This window comes from Vagococcus carniphilus (genome assembly GCF_014397115.1).
Lineage (GTDB): Bacteria > Bacillota > Bacilli > Lactobacillales > Vagococcaceae > Vagococcus > Vagococcus carniphilus.
On sequence record NZ_CP060720.1, the window covers coordinates 318,602 to 336,930 of the forward strand.

9 protein-coding genes are annotated in these 18,329 nt (G+C 32.9%); 6 read left to right on the top strand and 3 right to left on the bottom strand.

What is annotated here, in order from left to right; translation table 11 throughout:
• Window positions 1–276 precede the first annotated feature (276 nt).
• Window positions 277–7,002: an MSCRAMM family protein gene (locus tag H9L18_RS01705; protein ID WP_126795758.1), complete on the top strand. Its 6,726-nt coding sequence runs from the start codon at window positions 277–279 to the stop codon at window positions 7,000–7,002.
• Window positions 7,003–7,049: 47 nt separating this feature from the next.
• On the opposite strand, the gene H9L18_RS01710 is transcribed toward H9L18_RS01705, so the two are convergent.
• The gene (locus tag H9L18_RS01710; RefSeq protein ID WP_126795760.1) at window positions 7,050–7,919 is read right to left on the bottom strand and encodes an RluA family pseudouridine synthase; all 870 of its coding nucleotides are present in this window, start codon (window positions 7,917–7,919) and stop codon (window positions 7,050–7,052) included.
• Between the two features lie 184 nt (window positions 7,920–8,103).
• Between H9L18_RS01710 and H9L18_RS01715 the strand changes: the two genes are divergently transcribed.
• From H9L18_RS01715 to H9L18_RS01735, 5 genes are all read left to right on the top strand, one after another.
• Window positions 8,104–10,239, top strand: a complete 2,136-nt coding sequence (locus H9L18_RS01715; protein ID WP_126795762.1) for a PBP1A family penicillin-binding protein — start codon at window positions 8,104–8,106, stop codon at window positions 10,237–10,239.
• Between the two features lie 67 nt (window positions 10,240–10,306).
• Window positions 10,307–10,657: a YlbF/YmcA family competence regulator gene (locus H9L18_RS01720; protein WP_126795764.1), complete on the top strand. Its 351-nt coding sequence runs from the start codon at window positions 10,307–10,309 to the stop codon at window positions 10,655–10,657.
• 96 nt (window positions 10,658–10,753) lie between these two features.
• A complete protein-coding gene (locus tag H9L18_RS01725; RefSeq protein ID WP_126795766.1) occupies window positions 10,754–11,962 on the top strand; it encodes a metallophosphoesterase family protein in 1,209 nt (402 codons plus the stop codon).
• Complete coding sequence (locus H9L18_RS01730; protein ID WP_126795768.1) at window positions 11,959–14,712, top strand: ATP-binding protein; 2,754 nt, start codon at window positions 11,959–11,961, stop codon at window positions 14,710–14,712. Before H9L18_RS01725 ends, H9L18_RS01730 begins: the two co-directional genes overlap by 4 nt.
• Before the next feature lies 1 nt (window position 14,713).
• Window positions 14,714–15,655, top strand: a complete 942-nt coding sequence (locus H9L18_RS01735) for a 3'-5' exoribonuclease YhaM family protein (RefSeq protein WP_126795770.1) — start codon at window positions 14,714–14,716, stop codon at window positions 15,653–15,655.
• Window positions 15,656–15,665: 10 nt separating this feature from the next.
• Here the strand turns inward: H9L18_RS01735 and H9L18_RS01740 are convergent, their stop codons facing one another.
• Together H9L18_RS01740 and H9L18_RS01745 are read right to left on the bottom strand one after the other, a co-directional pair.
• Window positions 15,666–17,336 (bottom strand): IS1182 family transposase, encoded by a 1,671-nt coding sequence (locus tag H9L18_RS01740; protein WP_187559354.1) that lies wholly within the window; start codon window positions 17,334–17,336, stop codon window positions 15,666–15,668.
• A gap of 147 nt (window positions 17,337–17,483) precedes the next feature.
• The gene (locus H9L18_RS01745) at window positions 17,484–18,155 is read right to left on the bottom strand and encodes a class A sortase (RefSeq protein ID WP_126793444.1); all 672 of its coding nucleotides are present in this window, start codon (window positions 18,153–18,155) and stop codon (window positions 17,484–17,486) included.
• Window positions 18,156–18,329: the final 174 nt, after the last annotated feature.

Below are 18,329 nucleotides of genomic sequence, written 5' to 3' on the forward strand. Positions count from 1 at the left end.
AAATGTTTGGAAGAGGTCTTATTGTAGATAGCTAATATACATCATTTCGTTTCACGAATGATAATAGATGCTATTTAAAAATTATTACGGATTAGACCATTAAAAAGAACGATATCATTATTATATGTAAAATAACTGGCGTTATAAGCGAACTTGGTGTAGACTAGTGGTGTAAAGCTCAAGTTTTTTATCTATAGTATACTATAAAGATTAAATAGGTTACGACAATAGTTGTTCATTATACAATCGATAAACGAAAGAAAGAGGGTACATTAAATGAAATTGTTTAGAAAGAATGTTTTTAGTTTAGTTGGTATTATGGTGATGTTACTTATTACGACAACAGGTTATTCTTTCTATGAGAACTCCAATCAGGTAAAAGATGCAGGAACCTTTTATAAGGATGTTCCCGAAGCAAAGGATAGCTTATTAGGAGCTGCAAATTATTTTCATGTTTTTGCTAATAAGGCTAATTTAAGAAATCATACAAATGGTAATGTTGCGACAAAAGAACTTTCAGGAGATTCTAATTTTGGTACTCAAGGTATTTCAGGAACGGAATATCATTATATTCAACAAGTGCATAGTATCAACGGAGCTTCTGGTATTAGAGATCATACTAAGATGGTTTTTGGAACTGGGGTTTCGATAGATTTATCAGAGTATCATCGGCCAAAAGTAAATGGGAAGCCAATGGACCGAGTTTCTGGAGATAATGTGTTTCAGGATAAACCAGGAAATGTCTATATTGATTTTGAAACAGAGTTTAAAAAATTAAACCAGGCAAGTGAAGGTATTATAACTCATGATAGTGAAAAAACTTATTATAATTCTGACTTTAAAAATATTAATGAGCGAGTTATCGATGTTAGTCAATATAAAGGAAATAATGTATATATAAAAGTTGCACCTGAAGTTTTAGAAGCTAATACACCCTTACGAATTGCAGGACTTGAGAAAAATAGTGGCTCAGGTCAATTCAAAAACGTTTATATTACTGTAGATACTGGAAATACTCAGTCGTACACAGTGAGTAGTCAAATTATTTTTAGATACACTGATGGGACAGAAAGAGGTAACAAAGAGACAACTGATTTTAGTGATAGTACGGTTCTATGGACATTTGAAAGAAGTGGTAAGCCGTATACAGGAAATATTAACCTAAGAAGTACTTGGGTTGGTAGTATCCTAGCTCCAAGTGCTGTTTTAAACGGGGAGCAAAATATTGATGGAAATATTATTGTAGATGAATTTAAAGGTGCTGGAGAAACGCATAGTTGGCATTGGCAACAAAATAAAGGTGGCGTTATTTTAGAAAAAAGTGAAGAAGGTAATGAAGCTAATTTCTTAAAAGGCGCAGAATTCTCATTATACACTTCAGAAAACATATTGGTGAAAGATAAGTTAGTAACAAACGATCAAGGGCAAATTAAAGTTGATAACTTACCGTTGGGAAAATATTATTTTATAGAAACGAAAGCACCAGTTGGCTATGAACTTTCAACTAAACACTATGATTTTGAAGTGACAGCTAATTCAACAAGTAAAGTGACTACTGTTAAAGTAACCAACAAAAAAGAGCTAGGTCAAGTTGAACTTCAAAAAACAGACGTAGAAGATGGCAAGTTTTTAGAAGGCGCCGAATTTTCATTATTCACTTTATCAGGTGACTTAGTGAAAGAAAAATTAGTAACAGACGCTCAGGGTCAACTAAAAGTAGAAAACCTGCCAGTAGGAAAATATTATTTTGTAGAAACGAAAGCCCCAGCTGGTTATGAACTCTCTAAAAAACACTATGATTTTGAGATAAAAGCAGGCGAAACAAGCAAGATAGCTGAAGTGAAAGCGACAAACAAAGAAGAGTTAGGCAAAGTTGAACTTCAAAAAACAGATATAGCTGATGGTAAGTTTTTAGAAGGCGCCGAATTTTCATTATTTACTTTATCAGGTGACTTAGTGAAAGAAAAATTAGTAACAGACGCTAAGGGTCAATTAAAAGTAGAAAACCTGCCATTAGGTAAATACTATTTTGTAGAGATGAAAGCGCCAGCTGGTTATGAACTATCCAAAAAACATTATGAGTTTGAAATAAAAGCAGGTGAAACAAGCAAAATAGCTGAAGTGAAAGCGACAAATAAAAAAGAGTTAGGCAAAGTTGAACTTCAAAAAACAGATATAGCGGATGGTAAGTTTTTAGAAGGCGCCGAATTTTCATTATTTACTTTATCAGGTGACTTAGTGAAAGAAAAATTAGTGACAGACGCTAAAGGTCAATTAAAAGTAGAAAACCTGCCATTAGGTAAATACTATTTTGTAGAGATGAAAGCGCCAGCTGGTTATGAACTATCCAAAAAACATTATGAGTTTGAAATAAAAGCAGGTGAAACAAGCAAAATAGCTGAAGTGAAAGCGACAAATAAAAAAGAGTTAGGTCAAGTTGAACTTCAAAAAACAGACGTAGAAGATGGCAAGTTTTTAGAAGGTGCCGAATTTTCGATATTTACCTCAGAAGGCAAATTAGTGAGAGACAAGTTAGTGACAGACGCTCAGGGTCAACTAAAAGTAGAAAACCTGCCAGTAGGAAAATATTATTTTGTAGAAACGAAAGCGCCAGCTGGTTATGAACTCTTTAAAAAACACTATGATTTTGAAATAAAAGCAGGTGAAACAAGCAAGATAGCTGAAGTGAAAGCGACAAATAAAAAAGAGTTAGGTCAAGTTGAACTTCAAAAAACAGACGTAGAAGATGGCAAGTTTTTAGAAGGTGCCGAATTTTCGATATTTACCTCAGAAGGCAAATTAGTGAGAGACAAGTTAGTGACAGACGCTCAGGGTCAACTAAAAGTAGAAAACCTGCCAGTAGGAAAATATTATTTTGTAGAAACGAAAGCGCCAGCTGGTTATGAACTCTTTAAAAAACACTATGATTTTGAAATAAAAGCAGGTGAAACAAGCAAGATAGCTGAAGTGAAAGCGACAAACAAAAAAGAGTTAGGCAAAGTTGAACTTCAAAAAACAGACGTAGAAGATGGCAAGTTTTTAGAAGGCGCCGAATTTTCGATATTCACTTCAACAGGTGAGTTGGTAAAAGACAAATTAGTGACAAATGCTAAAGGTCAATTAAAAGTAGAAAACCTGCCACTAGGCAAATACTATTTTGTAGAAACGAAAGCGCCAGCTGGTTATGAATTGTCGAAAAAACATTATGATTTTGAAATAAAAGCAGGCGAAACAAGTAAAATAGCTGAAGTGAAAGCAACAAATAAAAAAGAGAACCCTAAACTAGGTGGAGTTGAACTTCGCAAAATAGATGCCAATGATAAAACTTCATTTTTATCAGGTGCTGAGTTTTCTTTATATGATGGTAAAACAAATAAACTAATAAAAGAAAAAATTGTAACAGGTAAAGATGGAAAAGTTGTTGTTAATAATTTAATTCCTGGTAGTTACTACTTCATAGAAACGAAAGCCCCAGTGGGTTATGAATTAAATGAAGAGAAGATTCATTTTACAATTGAAGCGGAAAAAGTAAATGAATTAGAAAAAGTAACTGTAGAAAACGTACCAGAAAAGAAACCAGAATATGGTGCTGTCACTTTGAGAAAAGTGGATAGTAATGATCAAACAGAGAGGTTAAAAGGCGCACAATTCTCACTGTTTGATTCTAAAACAGGAAAATTGATAAAAGCGAACATTGAAACAGCTCAAAATGGTGAGTTAACAGTTGATAAATTAATTCCTGGAAACTACTATTTTGTAGAAACCAAAGCTCCAACAGGCTATGAGATTTCAACTAAAAAATACACCTTTGAAATTAAAGCTGGTAGTCTTAGTCAACTTAATCGCGTAACTGTAACGAATGAAAAGGAAGAAGAATTTGGATCTGTTGAACTTAAGAAGATGGACCAAACAGATAAGAGTATTGTACTAGCAGGTGCGGAATTTTCACTGTTTAATTCAACAGGAGATTTGTTACAGGAAAATTTAACAACAGATGAAGCAGGAAAATTAAAAGTAGATAATTTAGCAGTAGGTAGTTATTATTTTAAGGAAACGAAAGCCCCAGCAGGTTATAAACAATCAACTGAACTATATCACTTTGAAATTAAAGCAAATGATACTAGTCAAGTAACGTATGTAGAAGTAACGAATGAAAAAGAGGAACCAAAACTAGGTTCTGTTGAACTTGAAAAAGCAGATGAAGACAATACGAACAAAGTATTATCCGATGCTGAGTTTGCTTTATATAACTCAACAGGTGAATTAGTGATGGGAAATCTTTCAACAGATGAAACTGGTAAGTTAAGAGTGGACGATTTAGCAGAAGGAAAGTACTATTTTGTAGAAACAAAAGCTCCGATAGGTTATGAAATATCGACTGAACAGCATCATTTTGAAGTGATAGCAGATAATAAAAATGATGTAGTTCAAATTAAGGTAACAAACAAAAAAGAAGAAACTAAACTAGGCTCAGTAGAACTTAAAAAAGTAGATGCGTCTGATCCTAATCAAGTTTTACCAGGAGCAGAGTTCTCGCTTTATCAATCAGATGGCTCATTTGTAAAATCTGATTTAGTGACAAACGAATCAGGTGTGCTAAGAGTGGATGGACTAGCTGAAGGAAGCTATTACTTTATTGAAACCAAAGCACCAAATGGCTATTCAAATACTTCAAAAAAACAGACTTTTGAAATTAAAGTGAATGAAACAACTCAAGTAGCATTTATTCAAGTAACCAATCAAAAAATAGATTACAAGGGATCTGTTGTTTTAGTAAAAACAGATCAAGCAAACAACCAAACTCTCTCAGGAGCTGAGTTTTCACTTTATAAATCAACTGGGGAGTTGGTTCATGCTAATTTAATAACTGATAGCTCAGGTCAGCTAAAAGTAGAAAATCTAGCAGAAGGAAGTTACTATTTTGTAGAGACGAAAGCACCTTTGGGTTATATTCTTTCAACCAAACAATATGGTTTTGAAATTAAAGCAAATGAAACAAGCGAAATAGCTAAAGTTGCTGCAACCAATCAAAAAGAAGAAGTAAAACTAGGGTCAGTCGAACTCCAAAAATTTGATGCTTTGAATAAAAGTAAAGTATTGGCAGGAGCTGAATTTTCACTCTATCAATCAGATGGAACGGTTCTTCAAACGGGCTTAATAACAGACGAATCAGGACTACTTAGAATCGATGGTTTAGCAGAAGGAAGTTACTATTTTGTAGAAACGAAAGCGCCAGCTGGTTATAGTTTACCAGGTGATAACCAATATGATTTTGAAATCAAAGCAGATACGATTAATAAAGTCCAACGTTTAGAAGTTTTAAATGAAAAAGATAAGAGGGAGCCTGTTAAAGGTTCAGTAATACTTCGAAAAATTGATGCCTCTGATTCAAATAAAGTGTTGCAAGGCGCTGAATTTTCACTCTATCACTCAACTGGTGAATTAATAGATGAAGGTTTAACAACTGATGAAGCTGGAATCTTAACGAAGAAGAATCTAGCAGTAGGAGACTATTATTTTAAAGAAACGAAAGCACCAAAAGGATATAAGTTATCAAATAAACAATACGATTTTAAAATTGAAGCAGATAAGATTAGTGAAGTGAAACAAGTAGAAGTAACAAATGAAAAAGAGGAAGTGAAACTAGGTTCAGTAGAACTTAAAAAGGTGGATTCTTCCAATTCAAGCAAAGTATTACAAGGCGCTGAATTTTCACTCTATCACTCAACTGGTGAATTAATAGATGAAGGTTTAACAACTGATGAAGCCGGAATCTTAACGAAGAAGAATCTAACAGTAGGAGATTATTATTTTAAAGAAACTAAAGCACCAAAAGGATATAAGTTATCAAATAAACAATACAATTTTAAAATTGAAGCAAATAAGATTAGTGAAGTGAAACAAGTAGAAGTAACAAATGAAAAAGAGGAAGTGAAATTAGGTTCAGTAGAACTCAAAAAGGTAGATGCTTCGAATTCAGGTAAAGTATTACAAGGCGCTGAATTTTCACTCTATCACTCAACTGGTGAATTAATAGATGAAGGTTTAACAACTGATGAAGCTGGAATCTTAACGAAGAAGAATCTAGCAGTAGGAGACTATTATTTTAAAGAAACGAAAGCACCAAAAGGATATAAGTTATCAAATAAACAATACGATTTTAAAATTGAAGCAGATAAGATTAGTGAAGTGAAACGTTTAGAAGTAACAAATGAAAAAGAAGAAGTGAAACAAAAATTAGGTTCAGTAGAACTTAAAAAAGTAGATGCTTCGAATTCAGGTAAAGTATTACAAGGCGCCGAATTTTCACTCTATCAATTAAATGGGAAGTTGGTAGAAAAAGAGCTGACAACTAATAAGTTAGGGATTTTAGCCAAATCAGATTTACCAGAAGGCAAGTACTATTTCGTTGAAACAGAAGCTCCAGCGGGTTATAAGTTGTCAGATAAAAAACATCATTTTGAAATCAAAGCAGATAAGATTAGTGAAGTGAAACGTTTAGAAGTAACAAATGAAAAAGAAGAAGTGAAACAAAAATTAGGTTCAGTCGAACTTAAAAAGGTGGATTCTTCCAATTCAAGCAAAGTGTTACAAGGCGCCGAATTTTCACTTTATCATTCAAATGGTAAACTGATAAAAGAAAACTTACCAACCGATAAAAACGGACTTTTAACAGTTCCTGACTTAGAAGAAGGCAAGTATTACTTTATTGAAACCAAAGCCCCAACAGGTTATATCTTGTCTCAAGAAAAACATTTCTTTACGATAAAAGTTGGAGAAAAAGCTTCTATAGAGAAAATAACCGTAACTAATGAAGCGAAACCAGTTACTCCAAAAGAACCAGATAAACCAAATAAGCCAACTTCTGGTGGAACTACAACAACTAAAAAAATGTTACCTAAAACAGGAGAAGTAATAAATGATCTCTTTGTTTATGGTTGGACGATTCTTTTAATAAGTTCTTTCATGTTATTTTGGAAAAAGAATCAAAAGCTAAATTAGGATCATTAATCAAAAACAGAGACTGACGTGATGTCAATCTCTGTTTTTTATGATTCAGATAAAAAAGGTGTTGCTTGAGCTTTGATTGTTTCTTTAGTAAAAGGATGAGTCAGTGTTAATTCTCGTGCATGTAGATATAAACGTTGGTCTGATGATGCCTTTGGATGGTACAGTGGATCGCCAATAATTGGTTTTCCGATTGAAGCCAAATGAACTCTAATTTGATGTGTTCGGCCAGTTTCTAACCAACAAGTTACCCAAGTGTTATTTTTTACTTTTTTAAATGTCGAAACATGAGTGATGGCTGTTTTACCTCTTTTTTCATCAACTAGTCGTTTCCTTCTATCATGGCGGTCACGGCCAATTTTTTTATTGATAATAAGTTCTTTTTGAGGCAAGCTTCCTTCAATTAAAGCTTCGTAGACACGATGAATTTCTTTTTTTTCTAGCATTCGTCCTAGAATCGGAAGGATAATAGGATTTTTGGCAAAAAGAATGGCCCCACTTGTTTCTTTATCTAGTCGATGAACCACATAAGGAATTTGCCCCTTAGGTTGAAGATAAGCAGCTAAATCATTAAGTAAGGTATCTTTTTCATCTGGTTGATTGGGGTGAGTTTTTTTCCCGTAAGGTTTATTAACAATGATTAAATGCTCGTCTTCCCATAAAGGAACGATAGCTTTGGCGTTACCAAGATTAATAGTTGGAACGTCATAATCATCAGCTTCAAAAGTAAGTGTAATCAAATCTCCAGGTTGAACCGGTTGATGAAACATACCTGGTTCTCCATTTATTTGAACATTTTTTCTCACTCGTAAAAAATGTCTAACTTTTCTAGGAATAAGCCATTCATTTTCTAACAATTCTTTAAGATTCTGAGCATTTAGCTCTTCTGGTAGCACAAATTTAAATTCCATGATACACTCCTGTGTGACTTATTGGTAAAAATTTATAATTTTTTTAAAATTGTAACATACTTTATTAACAACTTCATGTTAAGCTAATTGGGCTTATATAAGATAAGCCCTTAGTCGCATCCTTTTGAAATAAGGCTATGTTAAAATGAATATAATAAAAAGACAAGATTAAGAGGAGTTATACATGGAACAGATAAAAAAAATTTGGGAGATTATTAAAACTTACGCGTCGAAGTTTTGGACGTGGTTTGGTCCATACTGGAGCCGCTTTAGAGCGTGGCGAAAACGAGTATGGAAAAAATACCATATTAATAAAATAATTATCCTTGTGATGATGAGTGTTGTTTTAGTTACTAGTATCTATTTATTTTATTTAGCTAAAAACACCAATGTTTCGAGCTTACAGTCAGGTTTGCAACAAGTAACAACGATCTACGATAAAGATGGTGATGAAGCAGGAACATTAGCTCAGTACGGTTCTAAAGGAAGCTTTGTAAAAATTGATGAAATTTCTCCATTTGTTAAAGATGCTGTTATTTCAACAGAGGACAGAGGCTTTTATGAACATAAAGGTTATAGTATTAAAGGGATTGCTAGAGCAGCTGTGAGAAAAGTTGTTAGAAGAAATAACAGTGGTGGTGGTGGTAGTACAATCACCCAACAGTTAGCAAAAAATGCTTTTTTAAGTCAAGAACAAACAATGACCAGAAAAGCTAAAGAGCTCTTTTTAGCTATTGAAATCGAAAAAGAATACACAAAAGATGAAATTTTAGAAATGTATTTGAATAAATCTTATTTTGGTAATGGGGTTTGGGGAATACAAGATGCGTCTAAAAAATATTTTGGTAAAGACGCAAAAGATGTCACAATTGATGAAGCAGCCGTGCTTGCTGGTATGCTTAAGGGACCAAGTATTTATAATCCAATAGATAGTATGGAAAATGCAATTGCTAGAAGGGATACGGTTCTTTCCGTTATGGTGGATAATGGCAAATTAGATAAGGCTGAAGCAGATAATTTAATGAAACAACCTCTGCATATTTCAGATTCTTATGTTCCACAACATGATACGTATAAATATCCTTACTACTTTGACTCTGTTATTGCAGAAGCGATTGATAAAACAAAGTTAAAAGATGAAGAAATTTCAAATGGTGGATATAAAATTTTTACAACATTAGATCAACAATATCAAATTGGGATGGATGAAACATTTGCGAATGATAGTTTATTCCCATCAGCTGCTTCAGATGGCGCTATTGTTGAAGGAGCTACAATTGCCCTTAACCCTAAAACAGGAGGAATTATGGGAGTTATTGGAGGACGTGGTGAGTATACCTATCGTGGCTTTAACAGAGCAACTGATTCAATGTTATCACCAGGCTCTACTTTAAAACCAATTTCTGTTTACACACCAGCTCTTGAAGCAGGCTATAAACCAGATGATGTTTTAAAAGATGAAGCACTTAGTTATTATGATGTTCAAAACTATTCCAGAACTTACGCTGGAGAGGCGACTATGACTCAATCATTGATTCAAAGCTTAAACGCCCCAGCTGTTTGGTTATTGAATGAAATTGGTATCGATCAAGGATTTAAAAAGACTGAACAATTTGGTATTAAATTAGATGAAAAGGACCGTTATCATGGGTTAGCTTTAGGTGGTTTAACAAAAGGAACGACACCACTTAATATGGCTAGTGCTTATAGTGTGTTTGCTAATCAAGGAAACAAAGTCGAACCTCATTTTATTTCTAAGATTGAGGATGCTAATGGTGTTATTATTTATGAGAATGAAAAACCAAAATCTAAACGTGTGACAACTCCAGAAGTAGCTGATGAAATGACAAGCATGCTACAAGGCGTATTCAGCTCAGGAACTGGTATGGAAGCAAAACCTGCTGGCTACACGATAGCTGGTAAAACAGGAACAACCGAAAATATTAATGCTGATGGTATGTCAAAAGACCAGTGGATTATTGGTTATACACCTGATGTAGTTGTCTCAACATGGATTGGTTTTGATAAAAGTGGGAAAGATCACTATTTAACAGGAAGTAGTGGTAGTAACTTATCCAATATCTTTAGAGATGAAACGCAACGTATTTTAGCAGCATCACCTAATACACCGTTTTCTGTGGGAGATGTGACCCAAGGTGAATCAGAAGAAGAAAATTCTAAAACAGACATAAAAGATTCGATTAATGACATTGGAGATAAGATGAAAGATGGCGCTAACACGCTTGGCGATGGCATTAAAAAAGGTGTCGATAAAGCTGGACAAATTTGGGATAGTATTTGGAATAAAGTTGCTCAGTAATTGATAGGTTTTTATCTTTAAAGATGTTACAATGATAAAGGATATAAAAAGTAAAGGAGCTATTTTTATGACAGCTAATATTTATGATAGTGCTAATCAAATCGAACGCGAAATTCGCCAAATGGATGAATTCAAAGCTTTACAAGCAGCCTTTGAGGCAATGAAAGCAGAAGAAGAATCATTTAACTTATTCAGAGATTTCCAAGAACTTCAAATGGAACTACAACAAAAACAAATGCAAGGGCTAGAGTTTTCTGAAGAAGACGCAACAAAAGCTCAAGAGATGGCAGCAAAAGTACAAGAAACTGCTGTTATTCAAGATTTAATGCAAAAAGAACAAGCGTTTAGTATGATTGTTAACGATTTAAATCGTATCATCATGAAACCTGTTCAAGAATTATATCAAATGGGTGAATAATAACAGGGGAGGTTAAGTAAAAACTTGACTTCCCTATTATTTTTTTATAGAAAAAACGACTATAAATAGGTATGATGTAAGGAAGGAGTGATTAAGATGAGATTTATTCATACAGCTGATTTACATATAGACCAACCTTTTTCTGGTGTTAACTCAGAACAGACGTATATTCAAGATTTATTGAAGTCATCGAATCAACAAGTTTTAGCTAATATTGTGGATCGATGTATTGAGAAAAAGGTCGATTTCTTATTAATAGTAGGGGATACTTTTCATCAAGTTCAATCATCTATTCATACACAAAAATTAATGATGGAACAATTTAAACGATTAGAAGATGAGGATATCAAAGTTGTCCTATCTTTTGGTAACCATGATTATTATCAAGCGCATCGTTATTGGTTTGAATGGCCTGATAATGTCATCTTGTTTAAAAAAGAAGAGGTCCAAACTAAAACAATTCAATTAAGAAATGGCGAATCAGTTGCCATTAGTGGATTCTCTTATGAAAATAGATGGATTGAAAAATCAATGGTTAGTGAGTTTCCTAGTAGAAATCAAGAAACGACGTACCATATTGGGTTTTATCATGGTGATCAAACATCAAATTATGCACCATTTACTTGGTCTGAATTACCATCAAGCTATGATTATTGGGCATTAGGTCACATTCATAAAGCAGAAGTGTTAACAGATAATCCCTTAACAGCTTATTCTGGTACGCCTCAGGGACATACGAAAAAAGAAGACCAAGCTAAAGGTGTTTTATTAGTTGATATTAATAGTGGTGGCAGTGATTATGGTTGGCTAGATGTTGCTAATATCAAATGGCATAAAAGTGAAATTGAAATAGATGAAGCTCTAGAGAAAAAAGAACTCTTACTTGTTTTAGAAGAAAAAATTAATGATTCTAAATACACTCATCCGTTAAATATTGTGGATGTTAATGTCACAACAACAGCTGAAAATGCAAGAGACTTATTAAATGAAAAAGAAGAGATTTTACTATTCTTACAAGAAACCATTCTTAAAAAATCAAACCATAAAATCTTATTAAAAGATATTGCATTGCGTCAAAGTACATCTGATAAATTAATTATGGGATTTGAAACAACATTGATTGATGATTTAGGTAGAAAATATAAGAACAAAGATAATTTTAAAAAGACAGTTAATGACTTGTTACAACAACCAGCAATTGCTAAGTATTTATCTTGGGAGGAAGAAGATATAACTGAGCGTGTGGATGAAAGTAGTCAATTAATTAAAGATAAAATGATTTTTAAAAATGAGGTAGGCCAATGAAACTACTACAATTAAAAATAGATGGATTCGGTAAATTTAACAATCAAGTATTTAATATCGAATCGCAGAATCAACTGATTTTTGGTGAAAATGAAGCAGGTAAGTCAACGATTTATCAATTTATAAGAACCATTTTATTTGGTTTTCCTAAAAAAAGAGAAATGATTCGGGATTTTACACCAGTCAATGGTGCTGTGTATGGTGGAAAAGTTATTTTTGAAGATTCATTACATGGAAAAGTAACTGTTGAGCGCTACAAGGAAAGAAATAAAGGTCAAGCATCTGTTTTACTAGAAAATGGTCAGATAGGAAATGATTTGTTACTTGAAAAAATATTATCTCCTCTAACAAAAGAAACTTTTGATCAAATCTTTAGTTTTCAGCAAGAGCAATTAACTGAATTAAATCAGTTAAATGAAGTGAAATTACAACATTTACTTTTAACGGTTGGTCTAACTGGTAGCGAAAGACTAACGAAGATGAACGACAATTTCTTAAAAGAACGTCAAAAATTATTTAAACCAAGCGGTCGAATTCCTGAAATTAATCAGCGCCTTCGTCAATTGAAAAAATTAGAACAACAAATTGAATTAGTTGAATCTCAAGAGGCTACTTATCAAGTGAAGCAAAAGAGAATGTTAGAATTAACAGAATCTATTGCAGAAGTAGAAAAAGAGAAAAACTATCAATTTGAATTGGAAAAGACGATTTTAGAGCAACAAAAAAGATTTCCAATGTATGTTGAGTGGGAATCACTAACGAAAGAAACAAAAGGTGAAAGTGAAGCCTCTACTCAAAAAATAGAAGCAGTCCAAAAAGCTCTAAACAATCACCGATTTTTATTAGATAAAGAAAAAGAGTTGTTAGAAAATCAAAGTGGACAATTAGGTGTTGAGTCTCCTGCCTATCAGTTTTATTTAGAAAATCAAAGTATTTTTGATGATTTACTAGAGGACCAATTAGCAGTAGAGTCAATGACTGAACGACGTCAATTATTGGAAGAGCAATTAAAAGAGTATCGTCAAAGTAAAGAAACTCTTTATAAAAAATATCGCTTGTCTGAAGATAAAATTAATATTGAATTAACACCTGATGTAGAAGAAGAAATGGTGTCTTTAGCTAAAGAAGAAGAAGAATTAGTTCGAGAAAAAGTGGTACTTTCAAACGAAAAAAGTCGTCTACTTATTCGCCGAAAAGACATGGATACAGCATTAACAACAGCTGAAAATCAATTGATGGTTGTTCCTAGTGATGAAGCAGAGCCAGTGAAGAAAAAAGGTTTAGATCCTTTATCTAAAAAATTATTTTCAGGTTTATCGATTGCTGTAGCGTTATTAATTTCTTCCTTAGCAATTGTTTTAGATCAGACTTGGATATATGTTCCTGTTATTATTTTAATTTTATTAGGTCTTTATGGTTTTGTTTCTGTTAAGAAAAATCAACCAGTAAAAGAAGAGGAAGTTGCTGTTTCTAAAGAAGATTATTTACTTCAATTAACTGCTTCAGATGAAGTAGAACATTTGCTTCATGAACTAGAAGCACAACTTACTGAAATTGAATCTAAATTAGAAACCCTTCAAATTCGCAAACAAGAATGGGCAGACCAATATGGTTTTTCAATGAAAGAAACGATGACGCTATGGTTATCTAGAATTCCAATTTATACGCAACTTCAAGATATTCAGGAAAAAGAAGTTGAGATGAAGCAGAATTTAGCAGAAGCTGATAAAGTATTGACGTCATATGCGGAGTTACTAGCTTTTTCCAAGCAATGGATTTCAATTGAAAATAAATCAACTAAAGAAATTTACCAAGAGATGAAAAAATTTGTTGATGAACAACAAAAATATTTAAAAGACAAAGCCTTATCAAGTAGTAATGAACAGAACTTCCAAGGGCAGCTTCATAGTATAAGAAAACAAGTAACCAAATGTGTTGAAGAAGTTTTATCATTAATTGACAGTGCAACTGTTACGACTATTGAAGAAGCAGCTATCTGGTTGAAAAAACAAGATCTATCTAAGCAAAGTCAGAATAGAATTGATGAATTAGAACTTTCATTAGGTGACTACTTTGATTTGACGAAACACTATAAATTAGTTGAAATTAACCACCATTTGATTAGTGTTAAAAATAAAGAAGATGAATGTACAGAAAAAATCAATGGTTATCAGAATGAATTCCAAGAATTAAAATATGAGTTATCTCAAATGGAAAAAAATGGCTCTTTAGATATGTTGTATCAAGAAAGAGAAAATAAATTAACCATTATTAAAGAGTTATCTGATCAATGGATTTCATACAAGGTAGCTGAAGAGTTGACCCAAGACGTGTTCCAATATCTATCTGATCAACAATTACCAGCGCTTTTAGCAACAGTAACGACTTACTTTAAGATTTTAACAGAAGGAAATTATTTCAAAGTATTTGTTAAAAATGGTCAGTTGTTTGTTAGAGATAAAGAGCAAAAGGTTTGGCCAATTATTCAATTATCAACGGGAGCTAAAGATCAACTTTATACAGCTTTTAGATTAGCCTTCGTTCATCTTCATACTGAAGATTATGAAGCACCAGTTATTATAGACGATGGTTGGCTACATTTTGATGCTAAACGAAAACTAACTCTGTTTAAATTATTAGATGGTTTTAGTCAACAAACTCAGGTGATTTGCTTATCATCTGATCAGGCGGTTAGGTCTTATTTTGAAACACATGATTTAGGAATTGTGACAATCGGAAGGGATGTATAGTGTGAAAAAACTAAGAGAATTAGCTGTAGATGAAACATTTGAACTATTTGCCTTATTAAAAATGGCAGATGTCAGAGTTGCTAGAAATGGTAAAAAATTTATTGCTTTTACTTTTCAAGATACATCTGGCACAATTGATGGTAAGTATTGGGGAGCTTCTGAGGAAGAAATCGAAAAATTTGTTGCTGGTAAAGTAGTGCTTTTAGGTGGTAAAAGAGAAACTTATCAAAACATGCCTCAAATTAAGATTCTTAATCTTCGTCTAGCACAAGTGGGAGAACCAGAAGATCCAGCTCTTTATATGGAAAAACCACCCGTTCAAATTGATGAATTGAAAGAAACATTTAATAAATACTTATTTGAAATTACGAATGCTAAGTGGCATCGAATTGTACGTCACATTTTAGGGAAATATCAAAAAGAATTTTTTGATTTTCCAGCAGCTAAAAGAAACCATCACGCCTTTGTAGGTGGTTTAGCGTACCATACGATTACCATGTTAGAGTTAGCAAAAGGGGTTTGCAGCCAATATCCTGAGCTGAATCCATCCTTACTTTATGCCGGTGTTATTCTTCATGACATCGGAAAAGTAAAAGAATTATCAGGTCCAGTTGGTACAGAGTATACATTAGCCGGAAACTTATTAGGACACATTGTTATGGTAGATGAAGAAATTACCAAGGCTTGTGTGGAACTTAATATTTCTGAAACCGATGAAGAAATCCTTGTTCTAAAACATGTGGTATTAGCTCATCATGGTTTACTAGAATATGGTTCTCCTGTTAGACCTAAAATTATGGAAGCAGAAATCTTACATCATTTAGATAATCTAGATGCTTCAATGCAAATGATGTTAGGTGCGCTTAAACAAGTTGAACCAGGCGAATACACAGATCGTATTTTCGGTTTAGATAATCGTAACTTTTATTTGCCAAAAATTTAGTTGAAATACATCAAAAAAGAGGCTGACCCAAAAGTCTCTTAAAACAAAACAAGAATTCTAAAATGAGGTTTATCATTTTGGAATTCTTGTTTTTTCTTATTTTTCTGTCTATATCCTTCCTAAATTTACTTAATTTTCTCAAATTTAGAGCCATAAAGGCAAATCCTAACTCCTGTGTTACTTTATCTTGACCTCTAACCGAGAATCGATTGAACGACAAATTAGCCTTTAGGTTTCCAAAGGCTGGTTCTACGTCAATTTTTCTTCGACGGTAAATCGCTCCTGTTACATCATCGCTCAAAAGCTCTCTTGCGTGAGCTTTAAAATATTCCCAGTTACCATTTTTTTGAATGACTCTACTTTTATTACTTTTTGCTCGGGTACACAAAGATCTGACAGGGCAATCTATACATGTTTCACATTCATACATTTTTAACTGTTTTGTAAATCCCTGTTTATCATTGCGAGTAGAGTAATTTCTAAAATGCAGTTCTCTATTGTTAGGACAAGTATAGCTATCTGTTAATTCATTGTATTTCCAATTATTAGTAATGAATGGGTTTTGTTTATATTTTTTGGTCTGTTCTTTTTGATACATAGTGTAGGTGATTAATGGTGTTCTCTCAAAATCATCCAAGATGGCTTGATAGTTTTCTTCACTTCCATAACCGGCGTCAGCTACAATATAATTAGGTAACTCAAAATAAGATTCTTTGATAGTGGTCAAAAAGGGAATCATCGTTTTAAAATCTGTTGGATTTGAAAAAGTATCATAAGCTAGAACATATTGATTGTTGGTTGCGATTTGGATATTGTATGCCGGTTTCAGTTGACCATTCATCATATGATCTTCCTTCATTCTCATAAAAGTAGCGTCCATATCTATTTTTGAAAAACTATTTCTCTCTTTAAAAATCTGATATTGTTGCTTATATTTTTTCTTCCTATCACTGAATTCTCGAAAAGCCTTTAAGGCTTTTTTAGGTTCCTTTCTTTGACGACGGAGTTCTTTTCTAAGTGTAACGTCTTCTGTATCATCTATTTGTTCAGTCAACTCAGATACTTTAGTTTCAATAGAATCGGCAATGAGATTCAACTGTTTATCATCCCATTCCTCATCTTCATTATGAATCGACGGAATGATTTTTTCTTTGACTAATTGTTTATAATATATTTTTGATTTTTCTGTTAGAGAATCGTCAAATCTGGTCGTACTCTTTCTCCAAACAAAACTATATTTATTGGCATTAGCTTCTAATTTGGTCCCATCAATAAAAATAGCATCTTCTTCAATCAATTTCTGCGAAACTAATTGATTTCTAAATTGAATAAAACACTCTTGAAGAATCGGCTGAACCAAAGGATTCACTCGAAAACGATTAATGGTTCTGAAGTTAGGAAATTGTGATTGAGTCAACCATCTAGTACGAATACTATCTTTAGTCATCGCTTCAATTTTTCTACCAGAAAAATTTGACTGTGTGTAGCCACATAAAATAAGTTTCAACATCATTCTTGGGTCGTAAGATGAGGTTCCCATTTGATGATCAAAAACAGAAAAAACGTGACTTGGAATACTCTCTACTAATTCATTAATCGCGAAAGCGATGTCATTTTTTTCTAAATAAATTTCTAAATCTAGTGATAATGTAACTTGTTTCATGTTATAATTTTTATACATAAATAGCACTCCCTTTTGATTTGGTTTAGACGCTTTAATTATAAAGGATAGTGCTATTTTTTTCGTCAAAAAAAGGAACAAAATCGTAAAAAGATTCTGTTCCTTTTATTTTATTTAAGAGACTTTTGGGTCAGCCTCTTTTTTATATTAGTAGTAATTGGTTTGATCCATTTCGAAAGCTTCTTGCATTGATTTTGGTGAATCTTTTCCGTTAACTTTTCGGACAAGTTCACCTTGAACAATTAAACGGTTTGCTCCTGAAACGTCACAAGTAACAAGCGTTACAAGTTCTTTTCCTTTAACGTCATCAATAACTTCTACTCGAGTTGGTTCAACGTATTCTTTGTATACTGTTTTATACTCATAAATATATTCTAAGTCAGTTAAAAGAATGGTATCTCCTAATTCAACATTGACAAGTGGTGCAAATAAGAGAGAGGGTTCATACATATAGTGACTGGCTAAAGCGTAGTTACCTTCACCCATTCGCTGATCTTCCTTCATCGTACCAGCACCCACGGCTAAAACGTAATTAGAAACTCCTTTAAAAATAGGAAGATTCATTTTAACACTAGGAATAGCAATTCCGCCAATTGTATCTAAACCAGTATCTCGTCCTTTAGTAGCTTGTGCGACTAAATTAAAATCAAGAGATTCAACTTGGTCAAAATCAAATGTGGCATCTTTTTTCTCATTCTTTTTAACATCAGCTCGTGTAACATTACTGATTGTATGTTTTTTGGTTGTATCTTTAACAAGATAATTTTTTATTTGGTTGTTAAAAACAAGGGATAAACCTACTAATAACAGTAAAATCATTACGATATTAATAAGAGTATTTTTGATGATTGTACCAACCGATTTTTTTTTCTTTTTTTGATGTCTTGCTGCTCTATTATTTGTTTTTTTACTAATCGGAATAACCCCCTTTTATAGAGTCTAGTCTATGATAACACAAATTAAACAAAAATTGGAAAAAACCGAACTGAAGCT

Coding starts and splice junctions, on each gene's coding strand:
- H9L18_RS01720 (WP_126795764.1), top strand. CDS start 10,307: ATGACAGCTAATATTTATGATAGTGCTAATCAAATCGAACGCGAAATT.
- H9L18_RS01745 (WP_126793444.1), bottom strand. CDS start 18,155: ATGATTTTACTGTTATTAGTAGGTTTATCCCTTGTTTTTAACAACCAA.
- H9L18_RS01730 (WP_126795768.1), top strand. CDS start 11,959: ATGAAACTACTACAATTAAAAATAGATGGATTCGGTAAATTTAACAAT.
- H9L18_RS01715 (WP_126795762.1), top strand. CDS start 8,104: ATGGAACAGATAAAAAAAATTTGGGAGATTATTAAAACTTACGCGTCG.
- H9L18_RS01740 (WP_187559354.1), bottom strand. CDS start 17,336: ATGTATAAAAATTATAACATGAAACAAGTTACATTATCACTAGATTTA.
- H9L18_RS01725 (WP_126795766.1), top strand. CDS start 10,754: ATGAGATTTATTCATACAGCTGATTTACATATAGACCAACCTTTTTCT.
- H9L18_RS01710 (WP_126795760.1), bottom strand. CDS start 7,919: ATGGAATTTAAATTTGTGCTACCAGAAGAGCTAAATGCTCAGAATCTT.
- H9L18_RS01705 (WP_126795758.1), top strand. CDS start 277: ATGAAATTGTTTAGAAAGAATGTTTTTAGTTTAGTTGGTATTATGGTG.